This is a genomic window from uncultured Brachyspira sp. (genome assembly GCF_910578695.1).
Classification (GTDB): domain Bacteria; phylum Spirochaetota; class Brachyspiria; order Brachyspirales; family Brachyspiraceae; genus Brachyspira.
Map to the genome: position 1 here is coordinate 1 of NZ_CAJTQJ010000080.1, position 514 is coordinate 514.

At 27.8% G+C, this 514-nt stretch carries 1 protein-coding gene; it reads right to left on the bottom strand.

Annotated features, from left to right (window positions below; all coding sequences use genetic code 11):
- The coding region (locus tag QZ288_RS11750; RefSeq protein ID WP_295159076.1) for a BspA family leucine-rich repeat surface protein at positions 1-514 on the bottom strand (514 nt) is incomplete at both ends.

A 514-nucleotide genomic window follows, 5' to 3' on the forward strand; every position in this document is an offset into this window, starting at 1 on the left:
TTCATTCATTCCGCTGTCTAAAAACATATCAGTCATATATATAGCTTCTTCAGTACACCAAATTTCTAAATCCTGGTCAAAACTTTCAGCTCCATTAAACATATCATCCATATTTGCTACCATAGACACATCCCAATCTTCTAATGGCTGATCAAAATTTTTAGCTCCGTTAAACATATTTCTCATATTCATAACATGAGAAGTATCCCAATTATCTAAAGGCTGATTAAAGTTTACAGCATCTTGAAACATTCCATCCATAAATTCTACTTTGGATGTATCCCAACTATTTATATTTTGATTAAATTTTTTAGCCATTTCAAACATATTATCCATATCTTTAACATTAGAAACATCCCAATTATTCAAAGGCTGATTAAAGTTTTCAGCTTTGTAAAACATATATTCCATAGTTTTTACTTTTGATACATTCCAATTATTAATATTTTGATTAAATTTTTTAGCTTTATAAAACATACTATCCATATCTTCAACATTAGAAACATTCCAACTA